This is a genomic window from Massilia sp. Root335 (genome assembly GCF_001425685.1).
Lineage (GTDB): Bacteria > Pseudomonadota > Gammaproteobacteria > Burkholderiales > Burkholderiaceae_D > Telluria > Telluria luteola.
On the sequence record NZ_LMCY01000026.1, the window covers coordinates 122,195 to 144,356 of the forward strand.

26 protein-coding genes are annotated in these 22,162 nt (G+C 66.2%); 10 read left to right on the forward strand and 16 right to left on the reverse strand.

The features are described 5' to 3' along the window. Positions 1-612: IS1595 family transposase (locus ASC93_RS14585; RefSeq protein ID WP_307189002.1), on the reverse strand; the 612-nt coding region annotated here is incomplete at its 3' end. 268 nt (positions 613-880) lie between these two features. Continuing rightward, entirely contained in the window at positions 881-1,327 is a 447-nt protein-coding gene (locus ASC93_RS14590) for an FKBP-type peptidyl-prolyl cis-trans isomerase (protein WP_082548049.1), read from the reverse strand. A gap of 216 nt (positions 1,328-1,543) precedes the next feature. Between ASC93_RS14590 and ASC93_RS14595 the strand changes: the two genes are divergently transcribed. From ASC93_RS14595 to ASC93_RS14605, 3 genes are read left to right on the forward strand one after another with little or no spacing between them, the layout of a single operon-like run. Beyond that, positions 1,544-2,344, forward strand: a complete 801-nt coding sequence (locus tag ASC93_RS14595; RefSeq protein WP_056443265.1) for an HDOD domain-containing protein — start codon at positions 1,544-1,546, stop codon at positions 2,342-2,344. A 38-nt stretch (positions 2,345-2,382) separates the two neighbouring features. Further along, on the forward strand, positions 2,383-2,799 hold the full coding sequence (locus ASC93_RS14600; RefSeq protein ID WP_056443268.1) for a secondary thiamine-phosphate synthase enzyme YjbQ: 417 nt from the start codon (positions 2,383-2,385) through the stop codon (positions 2,797-2,799). A 43-nt stretch (positions 2,800-2,842) separates the two neighbouring features. After that, positions 2,843-3,037, forward strand: coding sequence for a hypothetical protein (locus ASC93_RS14605; protein WP_056443273.1), 195 nt, complete (start codon positions 2,843-2,845; stop codon positions 3,035-3,037). A 16-nt stretch (positions 3,038-3,053) separates the two neighbouring features. Here ASC93_RS14605 and ASC93_RS14610 read toward each other — a convergent pair whose 3' ends face one another. Then, positions 3,054-3,950, reverse strand: a complete 897-nt coding sequence (locus ASC93_RS14610; protein WP_056443276.1) for an intradiol ring-cleavage dioxygenase — start codon at positions 3,948-3,950, stop codon at positions 3,054-3,056. A 196-nt stretch (positions 3,951-4,146) separates the two neighbouring features. On the opposite strand from ASC93_RS14610, the gene ASC93_RS14615 reads away from it, so the two are divergent. Continuing rightward, on the forward strand, positions 4,147-4,722 hold the full coding sequence (locus ASC93_RS14615) for a DUF6622 family protein (protein WP_307189003.1): 576 nt from the start codon (positions 4,147-4,149) through the stop codon (positions 4,720-4,722). 3 nt (positions 4,723-4,725) lie between these two features. Here the strand turns inward: ASC93_RS14615 and ASC93_RS14620 are convergent, their stop codons facing one another. Both ASC93_RS14620 and hrpA read right to left on the reverse strand, forming a co-directional pair. Then, a complete protein-coding gene (locus ASC93_RS14620) occupies positions 4,726-5,181 on the reverse strand; it encodes a DUF2214 family protein (protein WP_056443282.1) in 456 nt (151 codons plus the stop codon). A 98-nt stretch (positions 5,182-5,279) separates the two neighbouring features. Then, positions 5,280-9,443, reverse strand: a complete 4,164-nt coding sequence (gene hrpA, locus ASC93_RS14625) for an ATP-dependent RNA helicase HrpA (RefSeq protein WP_056443285.1) — start codon at positions 9,441-9,443, stop codon at positions 5,280-5,282. Between the two features lie 54 nt (positions 9,444-9,497). On the opposite strand from hrpA, the gene argA reads away from it, so the two are divergent. Both argA and ASC93_RS14635 read left to right on the forward strand, forming a co-directional pair. Next, the gene (argA, locus tag ASC93_RS14630) at positions 9,498-10,811 is read left to right on the forward strand and encodes an amino-acid N-acetyltransferase (protein ID WP_056443288.1); all 1,314 of its coding nucleotides are present in this window, start codon (positions 9,498-9,500) and stop codon (positions 10,809-10,811) included. Between the two features lie 179 nt (positions 10,812-10,990). Then, positions 10,991-11,263 carry an oxidative damage protection protein gene (locus tag ASC93_RS14635; RefSeq protein WP_029756863.1) on the forward strand — a complete coding sequence of 91 codons (273 nt, stop codon included), beginning with the start codon at positions 10,991-10,993 and terminating at the stop codon, positions 11,261-11,263. Between the two features lie 28 nt (positions 11,264-11,291). Here ASC93_RS14635 and ASC93_RS14640 read toward each other — a convergent pair whose 3' ends face one another. After that, positions 11,292-11,630, reverse strand: coding sequence for a hypothetical protein (locus tag ASC93_RS14640; RefSeq protein ID WP_056443291.1), 339 nt, complete (start codon positions 11,628-11,630; stop codon positions 11,292-11,294). Between the two features lie 11 nt (positions 11,631-11,641). Further along, positions 11,642-12,319, reverse strand: coding sequence for a ribose-5-phosphate isomerase RpiA (gene rpiA, locus ASC93_RS14645; protein ID WP_056443294.1), 678 nt, complete (start codon positions 12,317-12,319; stop codon positions 11,642-11,644). A gap of 172 nt (positions 12,320-12,491) precedes the next feature. Between rpiA and ASC93_RS14650 the strand changes: the two genes are divergently transcribed. From ASC93_RS14650 to ASC93_RS14660, 3 genes are all read left to right on the forward strand, one after another. Beyond that, positions 12,492-14,006 (forward strand): alpha/beta hydrolase, encoded by a 1,515-nt coding sequence (locus ASC93_RS14650; RefSeq protein WP_056443298.1) that lies wholly within the window; start codon positions 12,492-12,494, stop codon positions 14,004-14,006. Continuing rightward, a complete protein-coding gene (locus ASC93_RS14655) occupies positions 14,006-14,392 on the forward strand; it encodes a VOC family protein (RefSeq protein ID WP_056443301.1) in 387 nt (128 codons plus the stop codon). Before ASC93_RS14650 ends, ASC93_RS14655 begins: the two co-directional genes overlap by 1 nt. Before the next feature lie 64 nt (positions 14,393-14,456). After that, entirely contained in the window at positions 14,457-14,840 is a 384-nt protein-coding gene (locus ASC93_RS14660) for a hypothetical protein (protein WP_056443304.1), read from the forward strand. Here ASC93_RS14660 and ASC93_RS14665 read toward each other — a convergent pair. Both ASC93_RS14665 and ASC93_RS14670 read right to left on the reverse strand, forming a co-directional pair. After that, positions 14,837-15,418, reverse strand: coding sequence for a hypothetical protein (locus tag ASC93_RS14665; RefSeq protein ID WP_056443307.1), 582 nt, complete (start codon positions 15,416-15,418; stop codon positions 14,837-14,839). The genes ASC93_RS14660 and ASC93_RS14665 overlap by 4 nt on opposite strands. Positions 15,419-15,490: 72 nt before the next feature. Continuing rightward, entirely contained in the window at positions 15,491-16,234 is a 744-nt protein-coding gene (locus ASC93_RS14670; RefSeq protein WP_307189004.1) for a TetR/AcrR family transcriptional regulator, read from the reverse strand. A 32-nt stretch (positions 16,235-16,266) separates the two neighbouring features. Here ASC93_RS14670 and ASC93_RS14675 point away from each other — a divergent pair, with 32 nt between their 5' ends. After that, on the forward strand, positions 16,267-17,238 hold the full coding sequence (locus ASC93_RS14675) for a flagellin (protein ID WP_056443313.1): 972 nt from the start codon (positions 16,267-16,269) through the stop codon (positions 17,236-17,238). An 11-nt stretch (positions 17,239-17,249) separates the two neighbouring features. On the opposite strand, the gene ASC93_RS14680 is transcribed toward ASC93_RS14675, so the two are convergent. The 7 genes from ASC93_RS14680 to edd all read right to left on the reverse strand — a co-directional run bounded on the left by ASC93_RS14680 (position 17,250) and on the right by edd (position 22,128). After that, complete coding sequence (locus ASC93_RS14680; RefSeq protein WP_157201932.1) at positions 17,250-17,741, reverse strand: hypothetical protein; 492 nt, start codon at positions 17,739-17,741, stop codon at positions 17,250-17,252. Positions 17,742-17,816: 75 nt separating this feature from the next. Further along, the gene (locus ASC93_RS14685) at positions 17,817-18,332 is read right to left on the reverse strand and encodes a hypothetical protein (protein ID WP_056443318.1); all 516 of its coding nucleotides are present in this window, start codon (positions 18,330-18,332) and stop codon (positions 17,817-17,819) included. Between the two features lie 294 nt (positions 18,333-18,626). Continuing rightward, positions 18,627-19,010 (reverse strand): hypothetical protein, encoded by a 384-nt coding sequence (locus ASC93_RS14690; protein ID WP_056443321.1) that lies wholly within the window; start codon positions 19,008-19,010, stop codon positions 18,627-18,629. Further along, the gene (locus ASC93_RS14695) at positions 19,007-19,210 is read right to left on the reverse strand and encodes a type II toxin-antitoxin system VapB family antitoxin (protein WP_056443324.1); all 204 of its coding nucleotides are present in this window, start codon (positions 19,208-19,210) and stop codon (positions 19,007-19,009) included. Before ASC93_RS14695 ends, ASC93_RS14690 begins: the two co-directional genes overlap by 4 nt. Then, positions 19,195-19,548, reverse strand: coding sequence for a hypothetical protein (locus tag ASC93_RS14700; protein WP_200958338.1), 354 nt, complete (start codon positions 19,546-19,548; stop codon positions 19,195-19,197). Before ASC93_RS14700 ends, ASC93_RS14695 begins: the two co-directional genes overlap by 16 nt. 10 nt (positions 19,549-19,558) lie before the next feature. Beyond that, the gene (gene eda, locus ASC93_RS14705) at positions 19,559-20,185 is read right to left on the reverse strand and encodes a bifunctional 4-hydroxy-2-oxoglutarate aldolase/2-dehydro-3-deoxy-phosphogluconate aldolase (RefSeq protein WP_056443327.1); all 627 of its coding nucleotides are present in this window, start codon (positions 20,183-20,185) and stop codon (positions 19,559-19,561) included. Between the two features lie 20 nt (positions 20,186-20,205). Next, entirely contained in the window at positions 20,206-22,128 is a 1,923-nt protein-coding gene (edd, locus tag ASC93_RS14710; protein ID WP_056443330.1) for a phosphogluconate dehydratase, read from the reverse strand. Between the last annotated feature and the right edge of the window lie 34 nt (positions 22,129-22,162).

Sequence of the window (22,162 nt, forward strand, 5' to 3'; positions counted from 1 at the left end):
GCGGCTGTGCCAGCTGTTGACGTTCTGGACGTGGATCGCGCCGCGCGGCCGCACGCCGGCCTTCACGTTCACCGCCTCGTGCGTGATGCCCGCTTGCGTGGCGAATCGGCGATACGCCGCGGCCCCGTCGCTGATCAGCAACACGTCGGCCGGCAATACCGGCTTGAGGCACGCATGCAATTGCGCGGCCGTCACTTGTCCTCGGCCCGTGTGAAAGTCCAGCGTTTGCCCGTTGCGGTCGCGCGCGATGAGCAGACAGTCGTATTCGCGATTGATCCCGCGCTGCCTGACCACGCCGCCGCGCTTTCTCGGCCGTCGCGTCAGGTTGCGCGAACCCTTCTGAGATTCGAGGCGATAGGTCTCGTCCGCCTCGACGATGGCCGTCAACATTGCCGGACGGTCGCGCATCGCGCCGGGAACGAACCGATGGCGCCACCTGAAACTGGTCGTCCGGTGCACACCGGTCACGCGCGCAGCGTCGCGCACCGTGCGCGATTCGAGGATAGATTGCAGGAACGGTAGCCAGCACTCTTTCTTGCGAAGACGAGCGAGCGGCGTGCCGGTCAGTGCGTTGTAGCTGCGTCCGCACCCGAGGCAACGAAAACGTTGCAAGCCGCTCGCCTGGCCGCAGCGGTGCACGCGACCACAACCGCAGCGCGGACACGGCCGGCCTCTGGCGGCCTGTTCGATCAGGGCGATANGGAGATCCATTCGCGCAGCCGGACCAGGTCGGCAGCCGAGAGCTGCGCCGCCGACAACAGGCTGAGCACTTCGTCGAAGGGTAGGCTGCGCATCGTCACTCCTCATGAGTTAACTCGACGATGCGTATGACCTCTGCAACCAGATTCAGTTCACGGACTTAACGCGAACACAGCCTTTTTTATTGCACCGCCGTCAGCGCCACGTCGAACACGAGCCCCGAATTGGCCGGGATCGCGCCGTTTGCCGTCGCGCCGTAGCCCATGCTGGACGGGATCAGCAGCGTGCGCTTGCCACCCACCTTCATGCCCAGCACGCCCTGCTCGAAGCCGGCGATCACCTGGTTCTGCCCGAGCGTGAACGTAAACGTCCCGGCGTCGAACTGCGTGCCCTTGTGGTCCGTCGCCGTGTCGCTGTACAGCCAGCCCGTATAGGTCACGGTCGCGGTCTTGCCGCTGGCCGCCTCGGTGCCGGTGCCGAGGACGACGTCGGTGGCGCTGAACTGGGCCGGATTCGCCACGGCGGTCGTCGTGGACGAAGACCCGCCACCGCCGCCGCCACAGCCGGCGAGGCTCAGGACGGCGACAAGAACGGCAGCGCAGGCGGCGAAGGAAGGTTTGAATGTCATTGGATCCCTGATGCGTAAGGTTTTGTAAAGGCAGGCAACCTTACCGCAGGTACACGTTCAGGTTGCCTTTACATTTGTTTTTATTTGTTACAAATTCAAAGTTAATCGTATGCGAAGACGCCCCCGCAACAATTTTCTCGGAAACATAAAATAATTCGCTAAGGCAATACCGTCAAGGCTTACACTGAACCCAGCGCCGTACGATGAAAGATGCCCATGATCAGCCTTGCGAAATTTTTTGAAGACGTCAAACTGCCCACGATTTCCGAAGTGGCCCACGCCCTGATCGCGACCCTCGACGACGAGGACGCGTCCGCCAGAAAGGTAGCGGCCGTCATCGCGCGCGACCCGGCGCTGACGGCCAAGCTGATGCGCCTGGCGAACAGCGCCCGCTTCGGTTCGCGCCGCAACGTCAGCTCGCTCGACGAAGCGATCGCGCTCGCGGGCATGGCCCACATCCGCACGCTCGCGCTGGCCACGTGCTTCGCCGATTCCTTTCCGTCCCTGCCCGGCCTGGATTCGGACGAGTTCTGGAAAAGCAGCATGGCCTGCGCCGGCTACGCCAAATGGCTGGCGGGCGGCCTCGGCATCGACGGCAGCGAAGCCTGGCTTGCCGGCATGATGCTGCGCCTGGGCGAACTGCTGATCTACCAGGTGGCGCCGACGACGTTCGCGGAGATCGAGCAGTTGCCGCACCTCGCCGGCGGCCGCTGGGAGCGCGAGCAACGCCTGCTGGGCCTGTCCGAAGGCCAGATCACGGCCGAACTGGGCCGCCGCTGGAACTTCCCCGACAAGATCGTGCGTGCGCTGGAAAATTCGTCCGACCCGATGGCGGCGCACCCGTTCTGCCAGCTGGGCGGCATCATCCACCTGGCCAGCCTGCTGGCCGACACGCCGAGCGACGACCCGGCCATCCTCGACACGCTGCCGGCCGACGTGATCGACACGCTGCGCCTGTCGCGCGAATGGATGACGGCACGCTTCCCGGCGCACGACGCATTCTCCGCCGCGCCCTGAACCTCGTGTAGCATGGACGGCAACGCAAGGAGCCGACCATGCCGCATCAATCCATCCTCGAAATCAATACGTTCGGACGCGGCAGCCGCGACATCACGGCCGCCGTCGCCGACGCCGTCGCCCGCTCGGGCATCCGCTGCGGGCTCGCACACGTGTTCGTCCAGCACACGAGCTGTTCCCTCCTGATCACGGAAAACGCCGATCCCGACGTCCGCCACGACCTGGAAACCATCCTCAGGCGCCTCGCGCCGGACGGCGACCCGGCCTACCGCCACGACACGGAGGGTCCGGACGACATGTCCGCGCACGCGCGCACGATGCTGACGTCCACGAGCGTCACCGTGCCGGTCGGCGACTGGCGGCTGCTGCTCGGCACGTGGCAGGGCATTTATCTGTGGGAGCACCGGGTGGCCGAGCACCGGCGCAATGTCGTCGTCACGGTGCTCGGTGACTGAACCTTGGGCAGAATGGACGCCAAACGCTGAACTGGAGGCATCGATGACCGTAAAAGTCTACCGCTACGCGCAGTACCCGGACGATCATGACGAGACGCTGTCGCATGGCTACGCAACGATGGAATTCATCATCCTCAACAAGCTGACGCCCATGTCGGACAGCGCGATGGACGTCGATCCGGCGCACGTCGACCCGGACGGGCGCTACCTGGGCCTGAACGGCGGCAAACCCGCCTAGTACGCCGGTCGAGCCATCACAGCGATACGCCGACCGTCAGCGTGACGACATACCCATCGACCGCATTGCCGCTGACCGACGCCATCTGCAGCGACGTGCCGTCACTGAACACATTATCGGTCGCATAGCTCATCGAGGCCAGGTTGCGCGAACTGGCGCCGTAGGCAGTCGTCGCATAGGCCTCGTTCAGGGTCGTCATCGGGAAGGTGAATTGCGACGTCTTGATGCGGTTCGACGCGCTCGTCGCCTTCGCGAGGCTCGGGTAGACCTCGAAGTGGATGTGCGGCATGCGGCCCGAGTAGCAGCCGGGGAAGATCGTCGTGAACGTGACGGTGCCCGTGCTGTCCGCTTCCTGCACGCCGCGCAGGTAGTTCTCGTTCGTCAGAGCGCTCGCGTACATCGAGTAATTGCCGTCGCGGTCGCAATGCCACAGGTAGATGGCGGCGCCCGCCACGCTGGCGCAGCTTGCGCCCACGTTGACGATCTGGAGTTTCAAGGTCGTCGGAATGCCGGCCGCCGTCGCGCTGCCGGGCGACACGCTCTTGCGGATGTCGCTGCGCACGATGCCGGACAGGGTCAGCGCGTTCGCGACGCCGCTGCCGTTGCTGTTGGTGCCGTCGCCCGGGTACGGGCCGCCGGTCTCCTCGGGGATGACGGCGCAGGTGCCCGTCGTCGTGGTCGTCGTGCTGCCCGTGCTGCCCGTGCTGCCCGTGCTGCCCGTGCTGCCGGTCGTGCTGCCGGACGTCGACGCCGCCGTCGATGCCGTCGTGTCGGCGCTCGAACCGCCGCCGCAGCCCGCGAGCGGCACGGCGGCCGCGGACGCGAGCAGCCAGCGCAGCGACCGGCGCCGGCTCGTCTCGGTGGCGAGCATGCGCTCGAGGTCTTCGGCAAGGCTGTGATGTGAATGATCCATGGGTCCCCCTGGGTTACGAAACGAGTATCCGGCCCGGCTTATCGATATGGATGCGGCATGCCAGGCGCGCGACGCATTGTCGGATGGGGAAACGTTAAGCGCCGTCAACCACTGTAAAGCCGCGTAAAGACGCGCGCGCCGCCCGCACTTCGCGCCGTCCAACCGCATTTCGCGCCGCGCTCCGGTATCTCGTCGCATGGGCGCACGGACGAACCGGCATCCCGGCAAAGTGGCACCACTTAACGCACTCAAGGAGCCCGCCATGCTGATCCAGATCCTGACCCACACCCCGATTTACGTCTGGGCGATCCTCGCCTTCCTCGTCCAGCGCGGCATGATCGCCATGCGCGACCGCGACGTGGAACTCCGCAAGCTGGTCATGATTCCCGCCGTGATGCTGGTGCTGTCGCTGCAGGACATGAACGCGAAGTTCGGCCTCGGCGGCCCGGCGCTGGCCGCATGGGCGCTGGCGGCGGCCGCCATGGCGCTGCCGGCCGGACTGGCCGGCACCGGGCGCATCGGGGCCAGCAACGTGCCGGGCAGCGTGCGCGTGCGCGGCAGCCGCCTGCCGCTCGTCATGATGATGGCCGTGTTCTTCACGAAGTACGTGGCGTCCGTGGCGCTGTCCGTCGCGCCGCAGCTGCGCCACGACACGCTGTTCGCCTGCGCCGTGTGCGGCCTGTTCGGCGTGTTCAACGGCTGGTTCGTCGGCCGCCTGGCGCGCGACCTGGCGTCGTACCGCCTGCTGCCGGCGGGTGCGGCAGCCGCGTAAGGTTCAGCTGTACCCGACGCCGCGCGCCATCATGGCCGCGAAGATCGGGATCAGCGCGAACACGTGGATCTCCAGCAGCATCGTCCGGCGCAGCGCATTGACCTCGTCCAGCGCCGGGACGAACGCCGCATCCGCCTTCGCCCGTTTTTGCCACCGGAGGATGCGCAGGGTGGGCCGGATCGAGATCAGGCCCACGACGGCGAAGGCGGCGATCTTCGCCCAGAACACCGGATTGTGCATGTAGAAGGCGGGACCTTTCGCGCCGTACTTCACGCGCAGGAAGCCGACCACGAGGATCGCCAGCGCCAGCACGCCATACGCCGCATCGAAGCGCCCCAGCAGGCGCACGGTGTGCGGCGACATCGCGGCGGGCCGCATCAGCGCCAGTTCGGCGGCCAGCACGGCCGCGAGACCGAACACGATCAGGTGGTGGACGATGGCGAGCAGGAGGTCGGTCATGATGCGGTCGCTGACAGTGAAGGAATGTCAACTGTAGCAAACTCCGGGGTCAGAGCCCGAATTCAGGAAATTGCCAAAAATCGGGCTCTGACCCCGGTTCAGCGAAGCATCGACTCCCATACCTTCTGCAGGCGCTTGGACGACACCGGCATCGGCGTGCGCAGCTCCTGGGCGAACAGCGAGACGCGCAGCTCTTCCAGCATCCAGCGGAACTCGATCATGCGCGGATCGAGGTTCTTCAGCGGCTGGTTCTTCACCGTGCGCTGGAACTGCGTCGCCGCCGCCTGCCACTCGGCCATCAACTGTGCGTCGCGCGCCGGATTCCCGCGCAGTTTTTCCAGGCGCACGTTCATCGCCTTCAGGTAGCGCGGGAAGTGCGCGAGCTGGCTGTATTCCGTCTCGGCGATGAAGCGCTTGTGGACGAGGCCCTGCAACTGCGCCTGCATGTCGCCCGCGACGGCCGGCGGCAAGCCTTGCAGGCGCTTGGGCAGGCCGTGGAACTCCGCGAGGATCTGGCCGGCCAGGCGCGCGGTCTCGTTGATCAGGAGGCCGATGCGGCCCTTGCCCTCGTCGCGGCGCTTGTTGAACGAGGCGGCATCGACCGGCAGCGGGTCCTGCAGGCAGGCGATCTCGATGGCCTTGTTGACGATCTGCTCGCGCAGCTCGTCCGGCGTGCCGACCGACATGAATTGCATGCCCATCTGCTGCAGGCCCGGCACGTTCTTCTCGGCGAATTTCAGTTGGTCCTTGAACTGCAGCGCGAACAGGCGGCGCAGGCCGACGCGGTGCGTGCGCGCCGCCACGTTCGGGTCGTCGAACACCTCCAGGTCGCAGTGCGTGCCCTTGTCGACGAGCGCCGGGAAGCCGATCAGCGTGATCTTGCCCTGCGTGATCTCCAGCAGTTCCGGCAGTTCGCCGAAGGTCCAGCCGGTGATATTCGTGTGGGCGCTCGGCGCGGCGGCGGCCGCCGGCGCGGGCGCCGCCTTCCCTTTCGCATGCGACGGCACGGGCGCCGGCGCGTTGGCGGCCAGCGGCTGCGCGAGCGGCTTCGCCCCGGATTGCGCGGCGGCCGGCGTGCTTTCCGCCATGCGCTGGAAACTCTGGCGCGCCTGGCCGCCCAGTTCCGCCTGCAAGGTGGCCAGGTTGCGTCCCATGTCGAGCTGGCGGCCGTGTTCATCGACGACCTTGAAATTCATGAACAGGTGCGCGGGCAGCGTCTCCAGCTTGAAATCCGTCGTCATCACGCGCACGCCCGTCTGCGCGTGGATGTCGGCGATGAGCGCGTCGATCAGGTCGCCGCGGCCGAAGCGCACCGGGTCCTCGTTGCGCTCGATGAAGCGCGCGGCGTAGTCCGGCAGCGGCACGCAGTGGCGGCGCAGCTTCTGCGGCAGGGATTTCAACAGCAGCTGCACCTTCTCCTTGAGCATGCCCGGCACGAGCCAGTCCGCGCGCTCGCGCGGGATCTGGTTCAGCGCGAACAGCGGCACCGTCAGGGTGACGCCGTCGCGCGGGCTGCCCGGCTCGAAGTGGAACGTCAGGCCCATCTCGATGCCGGTGACGTTCATCGTCTTCGGGAACAGCTCCGTCGTGACGCCCGCCGCTTCGTGGCGCATCAGCTCTTCGCGGTTCAGGTACAGGAGCTTGGGGTTGTCGCGCGCCGCGTCCTTGTACCACTTCTCGAAACCCGCGCCGTTCACGACGTCCGTCGGGATCTCCTTGTCGTAGAACGCGAAGATCAGCTGGTCGTCCACGAGCACGTCGAGGCGGCGCGACTTGTGCTCGAGGTTCTCGATCTCGCGGATCAGCTTGTGGTTGTGGGCGAAGAACGGAGAACGCGTCTCGTAGTCGCCGCCGACCAGCGCGTCGCGGATGAAGATCTCGCGGGCCTCGCCCGGATTGTGCAGCGCGTAGTTGATGCGGCGCTGGCTGTAGACGACGATGCCGTACAGCGTCGCGCGCTCGCTCGCCGTGACTTGCGCCGTGCGCTTTTCCCAGCGCGGCTCGCCCCACGATTTCTTCAGCAGGTGGCCGCCGATCTTCTCGATCCACTCCGGCTGGATCTGCGCGATGCAGCGCGCGTACAGGCGCGTCGTCTCGACCAGCTCCGCTGCCATGACCCACTTGCCGGCCTTCTTGCCGAGCGTCGAACCGGGCCAGATGTGAAACTTGATGCCGCGCGCGCCCAGGTAGGCGCCGCCGGACTGCGCCCCGCCTTCCTCTTCCATCTTGTAGCCGATGTTGCCCAGCAGGCCCGTGAGCAGCGCCATGTGCAGCTGGTCGTAGGTCGCCGGCGTCTCGTTCAGGCGCCACCCCTGCTCCTTGACGATGGTGAGCAATTGCGAATGCACGTCGCGCCACTCGCGCAGGCGCACCTGCGAGAGGAAATTCTCGCGGCAGTTGTCCTGTAGCTGGCGGTTCGTCTTCTTGTGCTCGATGGCCTGTTCGAACCAGCGCCAGATCTTCAGGAAGCCCAGGAACTCGCTCTTCTCGTCGGCGAATTTCTTGTGCTTCTCGTCGGCCTGCTGCTGGTATTCCATCGGCCGGTCGCGCGGGTCCTGCACGGACAGCGCGGACGCGATGATCAGCATCTCGCTGAGACACACATTGTCGACGGCGGCCAGGATCATGCGGCCCACGCGCGGATCGAGCGGCAGCTTGGCCAGCTTGCGGCCCATCGGCGTCAGCTCGTTGGCGTCGTCGACGGCGCCCAGTTCCTGCAGCAACTGGTAACCGTCGGCGATGGCGCGGCCCTGCGGCGGCTCGACGAACGGGAAGGTCTCGACGTCCGTGAGGTGCAGGGATTTCATGCGCAGGATGACGGCCGCCAGCGACGAGCGCAGGATTTCCGGGTCCGTGAATTTCGGCCGCTGCAGGAAATCGGCTTCCTCGTACAGGCGGATGCAGACGCCGTCCGCGACGCGGCCGCAACGGCCCGCGCGCTGGTTGGCGGCGGCCTGCGCGATCGGCTCGACCTGCAGCTGCTCGACCTTGTTGCGATAGCTGTAGCGTTTTACGCGCGCCAAACCGGCATCGACGACGTAGCGGATGCCGGGCACCGTCAGCGACGTCTCGGCCACGTTCGTGGCCAGCACGATGCGGCGCGCGTTGGTCGTCTTGAATACCCGGTCCTGCTCTTCGACGGACAGGCGTGCGAACAGCGGCAGGATGTCGACGTGCGGCGGATGGTGCTTGCGCAGTGCCTCGGCGCAGTCGCGGATCTCGCGCTCGCCGGGCAGGAACACGAGCACGTCGCCCTGGCCCAGCCGGCACAATTCGTCGACGCCGTCGACGACGGCATCCATCAGGTCGCGCTTGTCGCGCGCCGCCTGCGCCTTGGACGCCGCCTTGCCGTCGGCGGCCGCGAATTCCTGGTCGCGCTCCACCGGGCGGTAACGCACCTCGACCTTGTACAGGCGGCCCGACACTTCGATGACGGGCGCCGGTTTGTCCGGCGTGCCGAAATGGCGCGCGAAGCGGTCGGCGTCGATCGTCGCGGACGTGATGATCACCTTCAGGTCCGGCCGGCGCGGCAGGATCTCCCTCAGGTAGCCGAGCAAAAAGTCGATGTTCAGGCTGCGCTCGTGCGCCTCGTCGATGATGATCGTGTCGTAGGCCTTGAGCAGCGGGTCGGTCTGCGTTTCGGCCAGCAGGATACCGTCGGTCATCAGCTTGACCCAGGCGCCGGCCGACAGCGTGTCGTTGAAGCGGACTTTATAACCCACGTGCTCGCCCAGCGGCGAACCCAGTTCGTGCGCGATGCGCTTCGCCGTCGACGACGCGGCGATGCGGCGCGGCTGCGTGTGGCCGATCATGCCCTTCTCGCCGCGGCCCAGCTCCAGGCAGATCTTCGGCAGCTGCGTCGTCTTGCCCGAGCCGGTTTCGCCGGACACGATCACGACCTGGTTCTCCATCAGCGCCTTCGCGATTTCCGCGCGCCGGCCCGAGACGGGCAGCTCTTCCGGGAAGACGATGGGCGGCAGGGGATTCCGAACCGCGGGCTTGCGTCCATCGCCGCGCGCGGCGCGATCTTCGCGCGGACGCGATGCGCCGTCGCGCGGCTTGGCCGGGCGCTCCTGCGCGCCGGCGTCGTCGCGCGGCGGGCGCACCTGCGCCTGCGCGAGCGCACTCGCGAGCGCGCCCTCGCGCGCAGGCGGGCGCGGGCCGCGGCGCGCGGGCTGGCCTTCACCACGCGGTTGCGAAGAACGGTCGGGAGAAGGTGCGCGCGCCGGCTTCGGCGCGGGCTTGTTACTCTGTTCAGACATTGATTTTTACGAGGATTTGGTGCGCAAGTCGCGCAGCGAATTATAATGCGGCAAATGGAAAACCCTACCCTATTCGTCCAGTGGCTGCGCTCTGTCGCGCCGTATATTCACGCCTTCGGCGGCAAGACGTTCGTCGTCGCTTTCCCCGGTGAACTGGTCGCGGACGGCGTACTGCCCGTGCTCGCGCAGGACCTGTCGCTGCTGGTCGGACTCGGCATCCGCGTCGTGCTGGTGCACGGCTCGCGGCCGCAGGTGGCCGAACAGCTGGCGCTGCGCAACGTCGAGGGCCGCTTCCACAACGGCGTGCGCGTCACGGACAGCGCGGCGATGGAATGCGCCAAGGAAGCCGCGGGCGAACTGCGCCTGGACATCGAGGCCGCGTTCAGCCAGGGTTTGCCCAACACGCCGATGTCGAATGCCCATATCAGCATCGTCTCCGGCAACTACGTCACGGCGCGCCCGCTCGGCGTGATCGACGGTGTCGACCACGAGCTGACGGGCGTCACGCGCAAGGTCGCGGCCGACAAGATCCAGCCGATCCTCAACACCGAGGACAACATCGTGCTGCTGTCGCCGCTGGGCTTTTCGCCGACGGGCGAGGTGTTCAACCTGACGATGGAAGACGTGGCGGTATCCGCCGCGATCGCCCTGCACGCCGAAAAACTCGTCTTCATCACCGAGACGCCGCTGATGAAGGACGCCGGCGGCGGCGACATCCGCGAACTGTCGTCGCACCAGGCCGAAGCCGTGCTGCAGGCGGGCTTTTTGCCGAACGACGCGTCGTTCTACCTGCAGCACGCCATCAAGGCCTGCAACAGCGGCGTCGACCGCGCCCACATCGTGCCCTACTCGCTGGACGGCTCCGCGCTGCTGGAACTGTTCACCCACGACGGCGTGGGCACGATGATCACGCACGACAACCTCGAGAGCCTGCGCCAGGCTTCAATTGAGGACGTCGGCGGCATTATCAAGCTCATCGAACCGCTGGAAGCGGACGGCACGCTGGTAAAACGTCCGCGCGAACTGATCGAACGCGAGATCGAGCAATTCTCCGTGATCGAGCACGACGGCGTCATCTTCGGCTGCGCCGCGCTGTACCCGTTCCCCGAATCGAAGATGGCGGAAATGGCCTGCCTGACCGTGAGTCCGGATGCGCAGACCCAGGGCGACGGCGAGCGCATCCTGAAGCACATGGAAAACCGCGCCCGCGCGGCCGGCATGACCAAGCTGTTCGTGCTGACCACACGCACGTCGCACTGGTTCAAGAAGCGCGGCTTCGTGCTGGCGACCGTCGACGACCTGCCCAAGGATCGGGCGCATATGTACAACTGGCAGAGACGGTCGCAGATCCTGATCAAGCAGCTGTGAAAACGCCGTCGTTCCCGCGGAGGCGGAATAGTGCCCCGGCACTATTCCGCCAAGTCCATTGCGGCCACGCGCGCAAATTGGGCCCCTGCCTTCGCAGGGGCGACGTTGTTCACGGCCGGTAGCTTTTCCCCGGCCGCCTTATAATCACGTTTTTCCGATACCGAACCAGGAGCAAGAACATGGCCCGCACCGTCCATTGCATCAAACTGAACAAGGAAGCCGAAGGCCTCGCCTTCCCGCCGTACCCGGGCGAACTGGGCAAGCGCATCTATGAAAGCGTGTCGAAAGAGGCGTGGGATGGCTGGCTCAAGCACCAGACCATGCTGATCAACGAAAACCGCCTGAACATGGCCGACGCGCGCGCCCGCAAATACCTGGCCACGCAGATGGAACGCCATTTCTTCGGCGAAGGTGCCGACGAGGCCGCCGGCTACGTGCCGCCGACCGCCTGACGATGCACGGGGACAGCGCCGCCTGTCCCTACATCTGCCTGCACTGGCGCAATTCACAGCGCGCCATGAACACTTTCCCGCTCATCGTCCCGCTTTCGCAGCGCATGCGATAGACCTCGACGGGCCCCGGCTGCGTGATCAGCCCGGCGCCCTGCCCGCCCGTACAACCTTGCTGCTTCGCCATCTTCTCGACGGTGGCCGACGACACGCCCGTGTGGAACGGAATCGTCTCGACGGCCGGCGAGGCGGCGGCCACGGGTGCGGCCGGCGCGGCCGGTGCCGGCATGGTGTGATGAAACATGGAGCAACCGCCCAGGCCCAGCGCGGCCGCCAGGGCGATCGACAACAGAGCCGGAGCGCGCTTCATGTCCGCTCCGCTCAGAACGTCAGCGACTTGACGCCGTCGCCCGTGCCCAGCAGGCAGACGTCGGCGCCGCGGCGGGCGAACAGGCCGACGGCGATCACGCCGACGATCTGGTTGATCTCCGATTCCAGGCCCACCGGGTCCGTGATCGACAGGCCGGCCACGTCGAGGATGTAGCCGCCGTTGTCGGTGACGAAGGCGTCCGTGCTGCCCGGCTTGGTGCGCAGGCGCGGCTGGCCGCCCAGCGCGGCCAGCTTGCGGCTGACGGCATTCGCGGCCATCGGCACGACTTCGACCGGCAGCGGGAATTTACCCAGCGTCTCGACCAGCTTGGAGCCGTCGGCGATGCACACGAACTTGCCCGACACGGACGCGACGATCTTTTCGCGCGTCAGCGCCGCGCCGCCGCCCTTGATCATGGCGCCCGTGGCGTTGATCTCGTCGGCGCCGTCGACGTAGACGGAGATCGCCGCGACGTCGTTCAGGTCGAACACCTCGATGCCGTGGCCGCGCAGGCGGGCCGCCGTCGCTTCCGACGACGCCACGGCGCCCTTGATGCGCGACTTGATCTTGCCGAGTTCGTCGATGAAGAAGTTGGCGGTGGAGCCGGTGCCGACGCCGATGATTTCGCCGTCGACCACGTGATCGATGGCGGCGCGGGCCACTGCCTGCTTGAGTTCGTCCTGAGTCATGATGTTGGTAAGAGGTGAAGAATCCGACATTTTAGCGGATTCGGCGGCCCTCCTCGCCGCAACGGCCATGATGCACCACGCTTTCGCGACAGTTTTCATGCCAATTCAGCATATAATCTTGCAACCAAAGAAACACCTGTCTCAGCCTCGGACACCACCACGCCAACGACCCATGTTCCGGACCCTGACCACCTTCCTGCTCGCCCTCGTCCTCGCGCACGCCGCGACGGCCGCCGACTTCTCGCCGTCCGCGCCATCCGGCCCGTACCGCGTCGGCTTCCACGTCCGCCAACAGTACGACCGGGCGCGCGTCTACCAGCACCCGCGCAATCCGGTCACGGCGCAGGCCACGAGCGGCGACCGCTCGCGGCCGCTGCAGACGCTCGTCTGGTATCCGGCCATCGGCACCGGCGGCGCCATGACCTGGCGCGACTACGTGGCGACCGTCGCGACCGAGGAAGAATTCAGTCGCATGCCCGACCAGGTGCGGCGCGCCACCGACGCGCTCGTCGAGACGCGCGGCGCGCAGGTCCAGCGCGAACTCACGAACCCGATGCACGCCCTGCGCGACGCGCCCGAGCGTCCCGGCAAGTTCCCGGTCGTGATCTACGCGCCCAGCCACAGCGCCTACGCGATCGAGAACACCGACCTGTGCGAATACCTGGCGAGCCACGGCTATATCGTGCTCGCCACGCCGTCGCTGGGCCCGCGCTCGCACACGATGACGGCCGACCTGGAAGGCGCCGAAGCCCAGGCCGACGACATCGGCTTCCTCGTCGGCTACGCCTCCACGCTGGCGCAGGCGGACACGAACCGCATCGCCGTCGTCGGCCACAGCTGGGGCAGCCTGGCAAGCGTGCTGGCGGCGGCCCGCGACGATCGCATCCGCGCCCTCGTCACGCTGGACGGCTCGCTGCGCGCCGCCTACGACTACGTGAACGGCGGCCCGCGCGCCGCCCGCTACGTCACGCCGGAACGCCTGGGCATCCCGCTGCTGTACATGACGCGCCTGCAGGACGAGGGCACCGTGGGCGCCGAACTGCTGGCGCGCGTGCGCTATGCCGACGTCTACCTCGCCACGCTCGCTGCCGCGAACCACATGGATTTTTCGTCCTGGTCGCAGCGCATGGCGCCGGACGTCGCCTACGCCGGCCGCACGCGCGCCCAGCTTGCGCAATCGTACGGCGCGATGGCGCGCATGGTGGAACGCTTCCTCGACGCGCGCCTGAAGAACGATGCCCCCGCGCGCCGCCAGCTGGACGATGCCCTCGCCGCGCAGCGCCCGCCGCCCGGCTTCGTGTCGTTCGCCGTGCACCGCGCCGCGAGCGCGCCGCCGACGCTCGACACCTTCCTCGACCAGTTGGGCCAGCAGGGCTTCGAGCACATCGGCGCCATCTACGACCGCCTGCACGCGCAAAACCCGGACCTGACCCTCGACCCGCTGCAGGCGCACGACTGGGGGATGAAGCTGCTGCGCGAACGGCGCGCGGCGGACGCCTTGCAGGTGTTCCGCCTGGGCGTGAAGCTGTATCCGGAACGCTTCGACTTCCTCTACGACGGCCTGGGCCAGGCCTGCGAGGCGGCGGGCGAGCGCGACGCGGCCATCGCCAATTACCGGCAGGCGCTGGCGCTGGAGCCGGGGCAGATGCATGCGCGCGAGCGGCTGGGCGCGCTGGGGGAACAGTGATGAAACGCGTGACTGGCATCGGCGGTATCTTCTTCGAGGCGAAAGACCCGGCCGCCCTGGGCGCCTGGTACAAGCGCCACCTCGGCATCGATGTGCAACCGTGGGGCGGCGCGGCCTTCGACTGGAGCGACGACGCCGGCAATCCCGGCGGCGGCACGACGGCCTGGTCCGTGTTCGCCGCCGGCAGCGATCCGTTCGCGCCGGGCCGCGCGCCTTTCATGATCAATTACCGCGTCCACGACCTCGCCGCGCTCCTGCAGGCGCTGCGCGACGAAGGCTGCGACGTGCTGGACAAGACCGACGACGGCGAGTACGGCAAGTTCGGCTGGGTCATCGATCCCGAAGGCAACAAGGTCGAGCTGTGGGAGCCCCCGCCCGGCCGATAGTCGTGCGCGATGCGGCGGCTGCGGCTGTGTAGAATGAGTTCCAATATCACAGCCGGAGAACAGCGTGCCGAAACAGCAGACCCCGTCGATCACGTGGCTGGACGACGCGACGCCGTCCGACTACGACGCCGCGGGCCATTACCTGGCCCTCGTCGACAATCAGAAGAACATCGATAAAGCCGTGGCGGACCTCAGGGCCGGAACGATCGTCGACTACAAGGCGACGGACCTGCTGCGCGCCGCGCATCTTGCCGTGCCCAAGGCCGACGACCGCCCGACCCGCGAGCAGATCAAGAAAATCAAGCGCGGCGAACCCGTCTCCCCGGTGCTCCTCGTGCGCGTGCCCGCGCTGAAGAAAGTCATCGTCGCGGATGGCTTCCACCGGATCTGCGCGGCCTGCCGCATCGATCCCGACGTCGTGCTGCACTGCAAGCTGGCCGGCGTCTAGCGGCTCACGGCGCCCTTGCGGCGCCACGCTCCGGCCTGCAAGGACAGGGCCGACACGAGGAAGTAGAACGCCCCGAAGCCGGCATAGCCGGCCACGGTGGTGATCGTCGGCACGACGGCCGTCCCCGCCTGGAAGATGAAGACGGCGCCCGCCAGGGCCGACTGTCCGCCGCTCAGGATCATCGCCCATTGCGCGCCGCAGGCCTTCCAGCGGCGCAGCCCCGTGCCGAGTTGCAGCATCCCGGACAGGATGGCCCATGCGCCGAACACGCCGAGCACCCGGTTCATGTCGGGCAGCGCGACGGCAACGGCGGCCGCCACCGCCAGGCTGGCGACTGCGTTCGCGGCCTGCGTGCGGTTTGCGGCGAGGCCGCCGCTCCGCGATCCATCGGCCAGGTTGGCCAGCGCGTCCCAGGCGGGATAGCACACGAGCAACGCGGCGGCGAAGCCCATCGAATGCCGCGCCACGCCCACGGCGGCGGCGACCCAGACGAACGAGAATACCGCCCGGGTCAAGTAGTACGTCTTCAGCCAGCGTTCCTGGGCGGCGCGGTCCGGCACTGCGTGCGAGTCGTTCATTGGTCTTCCTTCGAATTTGCCTACCTACCAGTTGGTAGGCAGATCGGTTAAAAAAATGCACCGATGTGCACCCTAGTTTTTTGCCGCCATGCGCTCCAGCTGCGGATCCATGATGGTGCCGAACATGGCGCTATCGCCATAGGCACGGGCCGACAGCATCGCGCCGTGCACCGTCGCCATGAACGCTTCCGCCTCCGTGCGCGGCGGATGGGTCAGCGCGACGGTCCCCTGCCGTACGCCGCGCTCGAGCACCGACGTCAGCCATCCCGACAGGAAGCGGAAATACGCCCGGATCTCCACGGCCACGTCATCCGGCAGAATCGGCAATTCGCCGGCCAGCAAGGCGCACACGCAGAACGGTGCGCTGGCATCCCCGATGCAGCTCTTCCAGTACTGGACATACGCACGCAACTGGTCGAGCGGACCGGCGACGCCACGTTCGAGATTCCCGAGCCCTTCTTCGGCCGCTTCGCGATAGCGGACGACGAGCGTCTTCACCAGGTCGGCCTTGGCGGGGAAATGGTGATGGATGCTCGCCTTGCGGATACCGACCGCCGCCGCGATGTCGGCGTAGCTGAAACCGTTATAGCCGCCGGTGACGATCAGGGCACGTGCACAGGCCAGAATGTCGTCGGCCGTGGTAGAGGATTTGTTCATGACGCACACCCTACCTTCTAGTAGGTAGAATGTCAAAGGCTTTTTGCGCGGAGCGAACGCGGCCAAGGAATAAATCAGCAAATCCGAAAAAATTTCTCTGAAGAATTTAATGAAAAGTGCAATCCGGTCGTCCTGTATCAAGGGATAGTTATTGAACATCCCATGACCTTCACAACAACAAGATTCCGACCATGCTGAGCCTTCATACCAACGTCGCCTCGCTGTCCGCCCAAAATTCGCTGGGCAGCACGCAGGCGACCCTGTCGACCTCGATGACCCGCCTGTCGACCGGCTACCGCATCAATTCGTCGATGGACGACGCGGCCGGCCTGCAGATCGCCACCCGCCTGAAAGCCCAGAGCAGCGGGATGTCGGTCGCGATGCGCAACACCCAGAACTCGATTTCCATGCTGCAGACGGCCGACGGCGCACTGAACGAAGTCAACAACGTCCTGACCCGCATGAAAGACCTGGCCACCCAGGCCGCCGACGGCTCCGCCTCGGCCGACGACAAGACGGCGCTCCAGGCCGAATACGATTCGCTGACGGATGAACTCTCGAATATCTTCAGCAACACCAAGTTCGGCGGCACCCGTCTGCTGAACACCAACGACCCGGCGGACGTGAATCCGGTCAAGGCGGCCAAGGCCGGCAAGCTGAACGGCTCGGTGACGTTCCAGATCGGCGCCGACGATTCGGAAACCATGACCGCGAGCTTTTCCACCGAACTGGGCGCCGTCAACACCGCCATCCAGAACGCGACCGGAGGCAATCCGGCCGTCGCCGGGCGCTTCGCGGGCGACGGCTCCGCAACGATTGCGACCATCGGCCATGCGCTGGCCGATCACACGGGCGATGCCAATCTCGCCAACAACGGCGCCGCCGATGCGACGTCGGCGATCCTGAACCTGAGCGGCGCCATCGACGCCGTGTCGGCCCTGCGGTCGAAGCTGGGCGCGATCTCGAACCGCCTGGACCACGTCTACAACAACCTGGCCAACATCTCGAGCAACACGCAGGCCGCGACGGGCCGCATCATGGACGTCGACTTCGCGACCGAGTCGTCGAGCATGACGTCGAACCAGATGCTGATGCAGGCCGGCACCGCCATGCTGAAGCAGACCAACAGCATGTCGTCGATGGTCATGTCGCTGCTGCAGTAAGCGCGGCGGTCTCAGTCGGGCGGCAGGCAGCCGTACATCCGCCGCCCTTCCCGCTCGCCATTCCAGATCTGGTGCACGACGGCGCTGCCGTCATGCTGGCGCGCGAGGCAGAACCGGGCCTCGTAGCTGGACGCGGCCCGGCCGTTGGCCCCCGGCCGCGCCTCGATGCGCAGGCTGTAGACCCGGCCCGGCGCCAGCGGCGTCGACGCCGTGCGCGGCAGCGACGCCACCCTGCCGCCGTACGGCACGCACATGCCGAACGTGAGCGGGAACGTGCGTTCCCTCGGCATCGCCATCTTCCACACCGGACGCGCGCCCTCCCACACGATGATCGCCTGGAAATCCGGCGTGCCCAGGCGCTCTTCGCGCGGCGTGATCGTGAAGCACGGGCCGCCCCGCGGGCCTTCGCGCACTTCGGCCTCGCCGACGCGTGCGACGGCCGCCGCCGGCAACCAGGCGCATACCAGTAAGACCGGAATTCGGGTGCGGAAGGCTATGGACATGGCCGGATCGCGGGAGAGGAACGCAAGGCGACAGCCTACGTCGGTGCCGCCGTCAAATTTTGAGGTCGCGCAAATTCAGGCAGAGACGGACGTTACCATCCGCGCGAACCGGCGCGCGCCGCCGCGCGGCAGGTTGTCCGGGTCGCGCGGATCGGCGAGAAAGCGGGCCAGCACCTGTTCGTACAGATCGAGCTGGTGCGCATGGCGGCGCTGGCGCATGACGTGCGGATTGCGCATGTATTTCAGCGCGAAATAATCGGCGAGCAGGTCGCCTTGCGCTTCCATGTTGTAGTCGGCCAGGGTGGCGCCGGGGCGCAGTTCGTAGCGGTACGACAGGCCGATGCGGATGGCGCCGCGCAGCCGCACTGGATAGCCGAGCTGGTGCTGCCACACGTGCACCATCTCATGAAGGAACCAATGCACCACGGCCGAATCGCCGCGGGTGTAGTCAGGAAGAAAACAGGAGCGGTGAAAGTATATGCTCCCGTTCGGCGTCATCGCACAATTGCGAGGTTGAAAAGGCATGTAGCGGCGGGCATGGATGCGAACGCGCTTGTAGTCGATAGCATCTCCGAACAACAGGGATGCCATGGCGATTTCGCCTGCGGTGAGAGCGCGCCAGCGAGGCGAAAGCAGACGATGAGCAGGTACGGCATCCATCGGTTACTTTTGGGAGAGTGAGAGGCGAAACATGTGATTGATCAGGGGGAATCTACCAGCCTGACATCCTTCCGAAGGATGTCGAATAGCTGACGCCACAGAGTGGATCGCTCGGGGTAGGATACATCGGTCGATGCTTTTACTTCGGCCTCCGTGCTCACCTGACATTGGTTTGACTGGATGATGGATAAGACCGCTTTCGGCTACAGCGGAAGTTTCGAAAGCCTATTGAAGGGCCGGGAGAAAAGCGATGTCGAACCGTTGCGCCAACTGTGTCAGGCGTCTGTCCAGTGACCACAGGCGCGATCCCGGCGTCAGCAGTGTTGAAGCCAGCAGAGCAAGGTCGACGACGCCACATCCGAGGCCATACAACTTTTCGCGCTCGATGAATATCCGGACCTCATCCAACGTTGCCTGCCGTGCTTGAGGCAATGTCGCGATATCGGCCAGCGTACGGGATCGAGGTGCCGGCGGCGTGCCGCAAGCGAGTTCGGTCACGATGAGCGGATGGGACAAAACGAAGTCCTGCATCAGGAGGCTAACCAAACCTTCGTTGCGGTTGCGGAAGTGGTCTACCCACACCGACGTATCGACCAGAACAGCATTCATTCCGCCAGCTCGCCCAACCGGCGCGGAACACCTGCCATGTCGGGTGCCGCACCGCCGAGGCTGGCAAGGCGCCGAGCAGCCTGAACGCGCACGAAGGTTTTGATTGCTTCCCGAAACAGATCGGCCTTGTCCATTTCCGGGTCGGCCATTTCCAAGGCCTTTTCGTACAATGCATCGTCGATGGTCACCGTGGTTCGCATTGCTTGCTCCATGCATCAAATATGGAGACATATTGCATCAAAAAGTGCATCCCCACAAGCAACTTTGAAACTTGGTGTGCAGACTGCCACACATGCACCATCTCATGCATGAACCAGTGGATGGTGTGCGGATCGCCCGCGGCATAGTCGGGCAGGAAGCAGGAGGGGTGAAAATACATGCTGCCGTTGGGCGTCATGGCGCAGTTTTTCGGCTGCACCAGCGGCAGGTAGCGGCGCCCGTGCACGTGCACGCGCGCCCAATCGATGGCGCTGCCGAACAGCAGCGACGCCATGCGTATTTCGCCCGGGGTCAGGCCACGCAGCAGGCGTCGCTGCATCCGGTGAGGCTCAGGCTGCCTTGCCGAGGGCCGCTGCGGACTTGGCCAGCTCGGTGATCAGGTCCCAGTCGCCGGCCTTCATCGCGTCCGCCGGGGTCAGCCAGGAGCCGCCCACGCACGCGACGTTCTTCAGCGCGAGGAATTGCGGCGCGGTCTCGATCGAGATGCCGCCCGTCGGGCAGAACGTGATGTCCGCCAGCGGACCGCCCAGCGCCTTCAGCATGCCGACACCGCCCGCCGGCACGGCCGGGAACAGTTTCAGCTGCTTGAAGCCGGCTTCGCGCGCCACCATCACTTCGGACGGGGTCATGCAGCCCGGCAGCATCGGCAGGCCGCTCTTTTTCGCGGCATCGATCAGGGCCGGGGTCAGGCCCGGCGACACGCCGAACACGGCGCCCGCATCGCGCGACGCGGCGAGTTCTTCCGGCTGCGTCAGGGTGCCGACGCCGACGATCGCGCCTTCCACCTGGGCCATCGCGCGGATCGCCTCCAGGCCGTGCTTGGTGCGCAGCGTGACTTCGAGCACGCGGATGCCGCCGGCGACGAGCGCCTTGGCGAGGGGGACCGCATGGTCCGGATCGTCGATCGCGATCACGGGGATCACGACGGCCGATTTCATGATGTCCAGCAGGGTCATATCGTTACTCATCGTTGTGCTCACTTGGCGGTGGATTTGCGAAACAGGAAATCTTCATCCGAACCCGGCATGATCTCACCGCTGTCGGTGCCTTCATGCAGGGGAACGGTCGTATCGATCGGCGACGGCAGCGGGAAGTGGGCGGCGCCCTCTTCCGCCGCGCTGACCGATTTGCGGAACACGTCGAACAGCTCGCGGCCCATGCCGATGTGGCCGGAGCTCAGGTCGGCGGTCGCCATCTTGCGCGATGCCCACACGTCTTCCGGCACCAGCGCATCCAGCGAACCTTGCGTGGCATCGACGCGGATGATGTCGCCGTCGCGCACCAGGCCCAGCGGACCGCCGGCCAGGATTTCCGGCGACACGTGGATCGCGGCCGGCACCTTGCCCGACGCGCCCGACATGCGGCCGTCGGTGACCATCGCGACGTGGAAGCCGGAGTCCTGCAGGTTCGCCAGCGCCGGCGTCAGCGCGTGCAGTTCCGGCATGCCGTTGGCGCGCGGGCCCTGGAAGCGGATCACGGCGACGAAATCGCGGTTCAGCTTGCCCGCCTTGTAGGCGTGCATGAAATCTTCCTGCGAATCGAACGTCAGCGCAGGCGCTTCGACGATGTGATGTTCCTTCTTGACGGCCGAGACCTTCATCACGGCGCGGCCCAGGTTGCCCTGCACGAGCACCATGCCGCCATTGTCGCTGAACGGGTTCGTATGCTTGCGCAGCACGGACTCGTCGCCGCTCTGTGCCGGCAGGTCGCGCCAGACGACCTTGTCGCCGTCGAGGAACGGTTCCTTGCAGTGGTTGCGCAGGCCGCGGCCGAGGATGGTGTTGACGTCGTCGTGCGCGAGGCCCGCGTCCAGCAGTTCGCGGATGACGAAGGTCGGGCCGCCCGCGGCCTGGAAGTAGTTCACGTCGGCGTCGCCGTTCGGGTACACGCGCGTCAGCGACGGCACGACCTTCGACAGTTCATCGAAGTCGTTCCAGTCGATCACGATGCCGGCCGCGCGCGCGATCGCGACGAGGTGCAGCGTGTGGTTCGTCGAACCGCCCGTCGCGTGCAACGCAACGATGGCGTTGACGATGCATTTTTCGTCGACGATGTGACCGATCGGCATGTACTCGCCGCCCTGCTGCGAGATCTTGACGGCATGCTGCGCCGCGGCGCGGGTCAGCGCCTCGCGCAGCGGCGTGTCCGGATGGACGAACGCGGCGCCCGGCAGGTGCAGGCCCATCATCTCCATCAGCATCTGGTTGCTGTTGGCGGTGCCGTAGAACGTGCAGGTGCCGGCGCTGTGGTAAGCCTTGGCCTCGCCTTCCAGCAGCTCTTCACGCGTGGCTTCGCCCTTCGCGTAACGCTGGCGCACGGCGGCCTTTTCCTTGTTCGAGATACCGGTCGCCATCGGGCCGCCCGGCACGAAGATGCCCGGGATATGGCCGAAGTGCAGCGCGCCGATCAGCAGGCCCGGCACGATCTTGTCGCAGATGCCGAGATACAGGCTGGCGTCGAACATATTGTGCGACAGCGCGATGGCCGTCGACATGGCGATGGTGTCGCGCGAGAACAGCGACAGCTCCATGCCCGGCTGGCCTTGCGTGACGCCGTCGCACATGGCGGGCACGCCGCCGGCGAACTGGGCCACGGCGCCGACTTCACGCACGGCATCCTTGATGACCTTGGGGTAGGCTTCGAACGGCTGGTGCGCCGACAGCATGTCGTTGTACGAGGAGACGATGGCGACCGACGGCTGCTTGGCCTCGCGCAGCTTGAGCTTGTCGTTGGCCGGGAACGCGGCGAAACCGTGCGCCAGGTTCGTACATGCCAGCACGCTGCGCTGCACGCCCTTCACGCGCGCCGCATCGAGATGCGCCAGGTAGGCCTGGCGCGACGGCCGGCTACGCTTGATGATCCGGTTGGTGACCTGTTCTACTACGGGGTGCAGCGCCATGATCTGTTCCTTGTGAATTGGATTTCTGAAATTT

Excerpts from the sequence above, each read along its gene's own strand:
- ASC93_RS14590 (WP_082548049.1), bottom strand. The coding sequence starts at position 1,327 with ATGACATTCAAACCTTCCTTCGCCGCCTGCGCTGCCGTTCTTGTCGCC.
- ASC93_RS14595 (WP_056443265.1), top strand. The coding sequence starts at position 1,544 with ATGATCAGCCTTGCGAAATTTTTTGAAGACGTCAAACTGCCCACGATT.
- ASC93_RS14600 (WP_056443268.1), top strand. The coding sequence starts at position 2,383 with ATGCCGCATCAATCCATCCTCGAAATCAATACGTTCGGACGCGGCAGC.
- ASC93_RS14605 (WP_056443273.1), top strand. The coding sequence starts at position 2,843 with ATGACCGTAAAAGTCTACCGCTACGCGCAGTACCCGGACGATCATGAC.
- ASC93_RS14610 (WP_056443276.1), bottom strand. The coding sequence starts at position 3,950 with ATGGATCATTCACATCACAGCCTTGCCGAAGACCTCGAGCGCATGCTC.
- ASC93_RS14615 (WP_307189003.1), top strand. The coding sequence starts at position 4,147 with ATGGGCGCACGGACGAACCGGCATCCCGGCAAAGTGGCACCACTTAAC.
- ASC93_RS14620 (WP_056443282.1), bottom strand. The coding sequence starts at position 5,181 with ATGACCGACCTCCTGCTCGCCATCGTCCACCACCTGATCGTGTTCGGT.
- hrpA (WP_056443285.1), bottom strand. The coding sequence starts at position 9,443 with ATGTCTGAACAGAGTAACAAGCCCGCGCCGAAGCCGGCGCGCGCACCT.
- argA (WP_056443288.1), top strand. The coding sequence starts at position 9,498 with ATGGAAAACCCTACCCTATTCGTCCAGTGGCTGCGCTCTGTCGCGCCG.
- ASC93_RS14635 (WP_029756863.1), top strand. The coding sequence starts at position 10,991 with ATGGCCCGCACCGTCCATTGCATCAAACTGAACAAGGAAGCCGAAGGC.
- ASC93_RS14640 (WP_056443291.1), bottom strand. The coding sequence starts at position 11,630 with ATGAAGCGCGCTCCGGCTCTGTTGTCGATCGCCCTGGCGGCCGCGCTG.
- rpiA (WP_056443294.1), bottom strand. The coding sequence starts at position 12,319 with ATGACTCAGGACGAACTCAAGCAGGCAGTGGCCCGCGCCGCCATCGAT.
- ASC93_RS14650 (WP_056443298.1), top strand. The coding sequence starts at position 12,492 with ATGTTCCGGACCCTGACCACCTTCCTGCTCGCCCTCGTCCTCGCGCAC.
- ASC93_RS14655 (WP_056443301.1), top strand. The coding sequence starts at position 14,006 with ATGAAACGCGTGACTGGCATCGGCGGTATCTTCTTCGAGGCGAAAGAC.
- ASC93_RS14665 (WP_056443307.1), bottom strand. The coding sequence starts at position 15,418 with ATGAACGACTCGCACGCAGTGCCGGACCGCGCCGCCCAGGAACGCTGG.
- ASC93_RS14670 (WP_307189004.1), bottom strand. The coding sequence starts at position 16,234 with ATGTTCAATAACTATCCCTTGATACAGGACGACCGGATTGCACTTTTC.
- ASC93_RS14675 (WP_056443313.1), top strand. The coding sequence starts at position 16,267 with ATGCTGAGCCTTCATACCAACGTCGCCTCGCTGTCCGCCCAAAATTCG.
- ASC93_RS14680 (WP_157201932.1), bottom strand. The coding sequence starts at position 17,741 with ATGTCCATAGCCTTCCGCACCCGAATTCCGGTCTTACTGGTATGCGCC.
- ASC93_RS14685 (WP_056443318.1), bottom strand. The coding sequence starts at position 18,332 with ATGGCATCCCTGTTGTTCGGAGATGCTATCGACTACAAGCGCGTTCGC.
- ASC93_RS14690 (WP_056443321.1), bottom strand. The coding sequence starts at position 19,010 with ATGAATGCTGTTCTGGTCGATACGTCGGTGTGGGTAGACCACTTCCGC.
- ASC93_RS14695 (WP_056443324.1), bottom strand. The coding sequence starts at position 19,210 with ATGCGAACCACGGTGACCATCGACGATGCATTGTACGAAAAGGCCTTG.
- ASC93_RS14700 (WP_200958338.1), bottom strand. The coding sequence starts at position 19,548 with ATGCAGCGACGCCTGCTGCGTGGCCTGACCCCGGGCGAAATACGCATG.
- eda (WP_056443327.1), bottom strand. The coding sequence starts at position 20,185 with ATGACCCTGCTGGACATCATGAAATCGGCCGTCGTGATCCCCGTGATC.
- edd (WP_056443330.1), bottom strand. The coding sequence starts at position 22,128 with ATGGCGCTGCACCCCGTAGTAGAACAGGTCACCAACCGGATCATCAAG.